The organism is Okeania sp. SIO3I5 (assembly GCF_010672085.1).
In the GTDB taxonomy this organism is placed as follows: Bacteria; Cyanobacteriota; Cyanobacteriia; order Cyanobacteriales; family Microcoleaceae; genus Trichodesmium.
Genome location: NZ_JAAHHT010000112.1, coordinates 21343 through 28718, shown reverse-complemented (window position 1 = coordinate 28718; position 7376 = coordinate 21343). Strand labels below are relative to the sequence as shown.

General features: G+C 44.3%; 2 protein-coding genes. Both read right to left on the bottom strand.

From position 1 onward, the window contains the following. Window positions 1-5331, bottom strand: a 5331-nt coding sequence (locus F6K40_RS22695) for a beta strand repeat-containing protein (protein WP_293139371.1), incomplete at its 3' end; no start/stop codon positions are given. A 941-nt stretch (window positions 5332-6272) separates the two neighbouring features. After that, window positions 6273-7340 (bottom strand): TIGR03032 family protein, encoded by a 1068-nt coding sequence (locus F6K40_RS22690; protein WP_293139370.1) that lies wholly within the window; start codon window positions 7338-7340, stop codon window positions 6273-6275. Window positions 7341-7376 lie beyond the last annotated feature (36 nt).

Here is a 7376-nt window from a genome sequence, read left to right as displayed (position 1 = left end):
TGTTAATGTGTCTCCGTTGTTGACTACTGTGCCGTCGCCTTGGGTGACTTGACCTAATGTGGGTAACCCTGTGACTGTGATTGTGAGGAAATCTCCATCGGCGTCGGTGGGAGCTGTGATTCCTAAGGATGTGCCTGAGATTGCTTCGTCTACAGTTAGACTGTTGCTATTTACTACTGGGGCGTCGTTGGTTGCTATAATGTCTATTGTGGTTATGGCTGTGTTGCTGTCTGTATTCCCATCGTTGACTACTACTGTGACGCTCCGAGCTGTGGTGTCGGGGCTAACTGATGTGTTGTTGTATTCGATTTGAGCTATGGCATTCTGATACTCGGCTAATGTGGCAGTACCTGTGAGTGTGATTACTCCTGTGGCACTGTCATAGCTACTGGCTGTTATTCCTGTTGGCAATATGCCGTTGACTGATAAGCTTTCATCGGCTCCGTCTGGCCTGTTGGTTAATATGATTGTGGCTGACTCTATGTTGGTGTCGTCTATGTCTGTGATGACTACATCAGTGTCTCCTATTGCTACTGCAATGCCTCCTTCTGTGAAGCTGGTTTCATAGTCGTTGCCTGCGGTTGTACTGTCATCTCCGTCTAAGTCTAATGTGGGGGCGCTGTTGACTGGAGTAATATTTATTGTGGTTGTGGCTGTGTTGCTGTCACTCTCCCCATCATTGACTACTACTGTGACGCTCCGAACTGTTGGATCTGGGCTAACTGATGTGTTGTTGTATTCGATTTGCGCTATGGCACTCTGATACTCGGCTAATGTGGCAGTACCTGTGAGTGTTATCACTCCTGTGGCATTATCATAGGCACTTGCTGTTATACTCCCTGGGAGTGTGCCGTTGACTGATAAGTTTTCATCGGCTCCGTCTGGCCTGTTGGTTAATACTATTGTGGCTGACTCTATGTTGGTGTCGTCTATGTCTGTGATGACTACATCAGTGTCTCCTATTGCTACTGCAATGCCTCCTTCTGTGAAGGTGGTTTCATAGTCGTTGCCTGCGGTTGTACTGTCGTTTCCGTCTAAGTCTAATGTGGGGGCGCTGTTGACTGGAGTAATATTTATTGTGGTTGTGGCTGTGTCGCTGTCTGTATTCCCATCGTTGACTACTACTGTGACGCTCCGAAATGTGGTATCTGGGCTAACTGATGTGTTGTTGTATTCGATTTGGGCGATCGCCGTCTGATACTCGGCTAATGTCCCACTACCTGTGAGTGTGATTTCTCCTGTGGCACTATCATAGCTACTTGCTGTTATACTCCCTGGGAGTGTGCCGTTGACTGATAAGCTTTCATCTGTTCCATTTGGTCTGTTGGTTAATACTATTGTGGCTGACTCTATGTTGGTGTTGTCTACGTCTGTGATTATTATATCACTGTCTCCTATTGCTACTGCTCCATTTCCTTCTGTGAATGTGGTTTCGTAGTCGTTGCCTGGGATTGTACTGTCATCTCCGTCTAAGTCTAATACTGGGATGTCGTTGTCTGGAGTGACTACCACATTAATAGTGTCTGTGTCAATACTGAAAGCTGTAGTCCCACCATTACTACTAACATCTACGTTTGTGCCTGCTGTACCAGAAGTTTGGTCCCAAGCTCGGAATGTTAAGCCATTGCTTATATTACCGTTGAAGTCCGTTGTCGGGGCAAATAACACGCGGGTGTTGGCATCGTCTGCTAATAACAATGCAGTGCTATCCGATACTGTCCCTACTGGAGTCCAGGTTGTGCCACCGTCAGTTGTGTAGTGCCAGGTACCGTTGGTTTCGTCTACTGCGGTAATGGCAATACCTGTAACAGCAGCAGTATCTGGATCGGTGACATTACCTGTCAGAGCAACTATTTCGCTGACTAAGTTGCCTACTACTCCTGTGGGAGTGCTGTCTTCGTCTACTGTTAATTCTATGTCGGCAGTTGTTCCAATGGCATTGAGAGTGTTATTGAGGACTGGAGCATCGTTATCAGAAATAACTGTTATTTCTAATGTTTGGGGTATGCTATTTGTAATACCGTCGTTGACTGTTATGGATATCGTCCGACTGGTAGTGGGGTTTTCGGAGGTGTTTTGGTAACTGATGGCTTCGATTAATGCTTCGACGGCAGCTACTGTAGCGTTGACTGTGGTTAGGCTGATTTCTAAGGTGTTACCGTTGACTCCGTTGTTGATGGTGTCAATATTACCTATGACGTTCCCTTCATAGGTGATATTTGTGCCGTCGAAGCCTATTTGCCCTGTTCCAGTACCAATGTCGGCAACGGTTAGTTGGTCTCCAATATCCCCGGGAATACTATACTCAATAGTGATATTGCCACCATTGAAATCGCTGCCTTCGTAAGTGAGAGTTACATCGCTATCTATTATTTGTGCTGCTGCATTGACAACACTTTCGGTGAATGTAGGGATATCTAGGTTGCTTAAGACTGGGGGAGAAATTGTTTGGTAGAGGGATATTTTGTTGACACCATAATTTGATGAAGAACTGAGAACATCGACATCTCCATCATTATCCACATCTGCTGCAAATACTGACATAGCTCCATCATCACTATTAGAAATCGCCTGTTCAGTGAAGTTATTGCTGCCATCGTTGAGGTATATGGCGATTTTGTCGTCATAGAATGAAGCACTAAGAACATCCAGATCCCCATCACTATCCACATCCGCTGCAAATACTGAACGTGCCCCATTAGCATTAGTAGAAATCACCTGTTCAGTGAAGGTATTACTACCATCATTGAGGTACAGGGCGATTTTGTCGTCATCGTAAGAAGCACTGAGAACATCGATATCTCCATCACTATCTACATCTGCTGCAAATACTGAACGTGCCCCATTAGCATTAGTAGAAATCACCTGTTCAGTGAAGTTATTGCTGCCATCATTCAGGTACAGGGCGATTTTGTTATCATAGCGTGAAGCACTGAGAGCATCAATATCCCCATCATTATCCACATCAACTGCAAATACTGAATAGGCACCATCAGCAGTAGTAGAGATAATCTGTTGAGTGAAGTTATTACTGCCATCATTGAGATACACTGCTACTATGTCGCCAAATTCTAAACCACTAAGAACATCGACATCCCCATCATTATCCACATCGACGGCAAATACTGAACGTGCGCCATTAGCACTATTGGAGATGATCTGTTCAGTGAAGTTATTACTGCCATCGTTGAGGTACAGAGCTATTTTGTCATCAAATCTTGAAGCACTGAAAATATCCACATCCCCATCACCTTCTACATCTGCTGCAAATACCGATCTAGCATTAGAAGCATTAGTAGAAATCACCTGTTCAGTGAAGTTATTACTGCCATCGTTGAGGTATAAGGCGATTTTGTTGTCATAGAATGAAGCACTCAGAACATCCACGTCCCCATCACCATCCACATCCGCTGTAAATAATGATGTAGCAGCATTAGCATTAGTAGAAATAACAATCTCATTTGCCCCTACTGCCTTAGTTGTAGGAACGGCATTATCCGTAATAGTCAGAGTTGCCGTCTCATTCCCAGAAATTGAAGTAACATCATATTGTTCTGGTGTGCCAGTCGGTTCTTCTGTGATGGTGAGAGTGACTGTTTCTGCGATATCAGTAATGGTATCGTCCCTGGGTACTATTTCTATATCAACGCTGGTTTGTCCAGCGGGTATAACAACGCTGCCTTTTTCTCCATTAAATGTTACTGTGGGGACGGTATTATCTACGGTACGGACTCCTCTAATATCGTAGTCAATATTTTGTGTGGCAGTACCGGAGATGGTAAAGAAGACTGTGATATTGCCATTAGTGTCAGTGCCGCGATCTATGGTAAAAGTTCCTGGGGTAGCTCCTGCTTCCGTGGGAGTTCCTGTGCCAGTGATGCTGACTCTAGGAATGGATATCGTTTCGTAGAGGACAATTTGGTCACTACCTGAAGAGGCACTTAAAATATCCACATCCCCATCACCATCCACATCTGCGGCAAATACTGATCGGGGACTACCAGTATTAGTAGATATCGTCTGCTCCGTGAAGTTATTGCTACCATCGTTTAGGTACCAGGCGATTTTGTTGTCATCGCGTGATGCACTTAAAATATCCACATCCCCATCATTATCCACATCTGCGGCAAATACTGATTGGGCACTAAGTGCATTAGTAGAAATCGTCCGTTGAGTAAAGTTATTGCTGCCATCGTTTTCGTACCAGGCGATTTTGTTGTCATCGCGTGATGCACTTAAAATATCCACATCCCCATCATTATCCACATCTGCTGCAAATACTGATTCAGCAAAATCAGCATTAGTAGAAATCGTCCGTTGAGTAAAGTTATTGCTGCCATCATTTTCGTACCAGGCGATTTTGTCGTCATTGCGTGATGCACTTAAAATATCCACATCCCCATCACGATCCACATCTGCTGCAAATACTGATTCAGCACCGCTTATATCAGTAGGGATGAGTTGTTGAGTGAAGACATTGCTGCCATCGTTTAGGTATACGGCAATTCTTTCACCATCTGATGCACTGAAAACATCCATATCCCCATCACCATCCACATCTGCTGCAAATACTGAATTGGCACCGCTGATATTAGTGGAGATAACTTCTTCGGTGAAATTATTGCTGCCGTCGTTTATGTATACGGCAATTTCACCATTTGATGCACTGAAAACATCCACATCTCCATCATTATCCACATCTGCTGCAAATACTGATTCGGCATTACCAGCATTAGTAGAGATGATTTGTTCGGTGAAGTTATTGCTGCCATCGTTTAGGTACAGGGCTATTTTGTGATCAAACCGTGATGCACTGAAAACATCCATATCCCCATCACCATCCACATCTGCTGCAAATACTGAATAGGCAGCATCAGCATTAGTAGAAATAACAATCTCATTCGCACCGACTGCTTTAGATGTGGCATCGGGATTATCCGTAATAGTGAGAGTTGCCGTCTCATTCCCAGGAGTTGCCGTCACATCATATTGTTCTGGTGCGCCGGTGGGTTCATCTGTGAGGGTGAGGGTGACTGTTTCTCCTCCATCAACAACAGTATCGTCCCTGGGTACTATTTCTAGATCAACGCTGGTTTGTCCAGCGGGAATAACAACGCTGCCTTTTTCTCCATCGAATGTTACTGTAGGGACAGTATTCTCTACGGTACGGACTCCTCTAATGTCGTAGTCAATATTTTGTGTGGCAGTGCCAGAAATTGTAAAAAAAACTGTGATATTGCCAAGGGTATCGTCGCGACTGACGGTAAAGATAGCTGGTATTGCGCCAGCTTCATTAAGGGTTCCGGTTTGGGTAATTTGAACGGTAGGCATAATTATAATTTGGTAGTAATAAACAAGATATTAGATTGTCATTGGGAGGAGGGACGACGAAGCAATCTCATTAATTTTGATTGTTCTTCCAATTCTCAAGACTGCTTTCGTAACCGAAATGCTCCGCACAAGATATTAGATTGTCATTAGACATCTCCGGAAAAGAGGGAACAGGGAACAGCGGATCTGGGAACAGGAAGAAAGAATAGATCATTTCAAATGGGAGAATTGATTTGATTTTTAATTTTCGGAGATGTCTATTGGGAGGAGGGACGATGAAGCAATCTCATTAATTTTGATTGTTCTTCCAATTCTCAAGACTGCTTTCGTAACCGGAATGCTCCGCACAAGATATTAGATTGTTATTGCGAGGAAGGACGATGAAGCAATCTCATTAATTTTGATTGTTCTTCCAATTCTCAAGACTGCTTTCTTTCCCGAAATGCTCCGCACAAGATATTAGATTGTCATTGGGAGGAAGGACGATGAAGCAATCTCATTAATTTTGATTGTTCTTCCAATTCTCAAGACTGCTTTCGTAACCGAAATGCTCCGCAAACTCCTCGCAATGACTATTAGAACTTCGTGTCTTCCACTTGTAAATTTTCCGACCTACTGTCGTGTCAAAACTAAAATTGTGGGTTAGGAGCGAGCAACCTAGGAGACCTCTCCCCCCTGCCCCTCCCCCTCTCCTGATGAGTGAGAGGGAAGAAATCCCCCCCAACGCTAGCAGGGAAGGGGGTTGGGGGGTTAGGTTTTTTAACCCACATTTTCAAGCTTGACACGACACTACCTAACTGTACTGTTTTGACATACTCCCGACGTTGCCCTTCTATTCCCCCCTTTCAAAGGGGGGTTAGGGGGGATGGACAACGCGGGATTCTGAGCGTCTGGGAAACCCTGACCGCTGCGCATGACAGAGGTGATGTCCTCCCCCTGTGTTAAACCTCAACACTCAAATCACGAGTGGCCACCCGCCTCAACTCATCCGTTTCTTGCAGACCAATACAACCTGGATGTCGTACTCCGGGCAATACTACCACGTCATACAATTCAACTATTATCCCCTCAATACGCAACCAATGAACAATATCTCCAGTGTCCAAATTAATAACTTGCAGGCCACAAAAGGCCGTTGCTCCCTTTGCTGCTAATCTCTCTTGGAGAACTAAACCTGAAAAAGTTTGTTCTCTTTCTCTAGGTCTTGACAAACCCACGATAGCGTAGTTTTTCCAAAACGTCATCCCTCGTAAGTACCCCGCACAAAAGGTTACAGGTTGAAATTTGCCTGTTTTGGAATCGAGATAGCCAAATTCTCCTTTTCCCGAATTTAACAACCACAACTTATCTTGGTAAAAACGGGGGGAATGGGGCATCGAAAGTTCAGTAGCGATAATTTCTTTACTAGATACATCAATAACACAACCTCCATTCTGCCGTTGGTCTCGCCATCCATCTACCACGTCCGACTGACCGCAAGCAGTAACATAAGCTGGTTTTCCCTCAACTATGGCCAAACCGTTCAGATGACAACGTTCTTCGGGGGCCAATTTAGAAATAAATGGTGGTTTCCAGAGCGGAGTAAAACTGTAGCGATCGCTCAATGTAGCCAAACAATCAAATAAGGTATTGACAAAAATCACTTGTTGTGAATTATCTCCCCATTGAGCCTGGACAATATCATGTATATCCAACTGACCAGTCATCCAACTACGACGAGGGACATACATTTTGTCTCTGTCTTTAAACAATTGACCTTTTTCCACCATATTTTCTAACTGCCAGACCTGGTAGCGAGTGGCCAAAGTTAAGCGATCGGCAGTAGCAAAAAGTCCCATAGGGCGATCGAAAGTCCGCATAGTTGCTGACAAACTACCATCAGGTTTAATGCCGATGAAAAACAGTCGATTAGATTGATAAGTAGTGAATGCTAGACTCAACTTTTCAGTATTCAACCAGTCAATAAATTGTTGAGAACCGAAAATCTCAAAAGAGGCTTTTTTTCCCACTAAGTCCCCCCTAATTTTTTTTTGTTATTTCGGGGG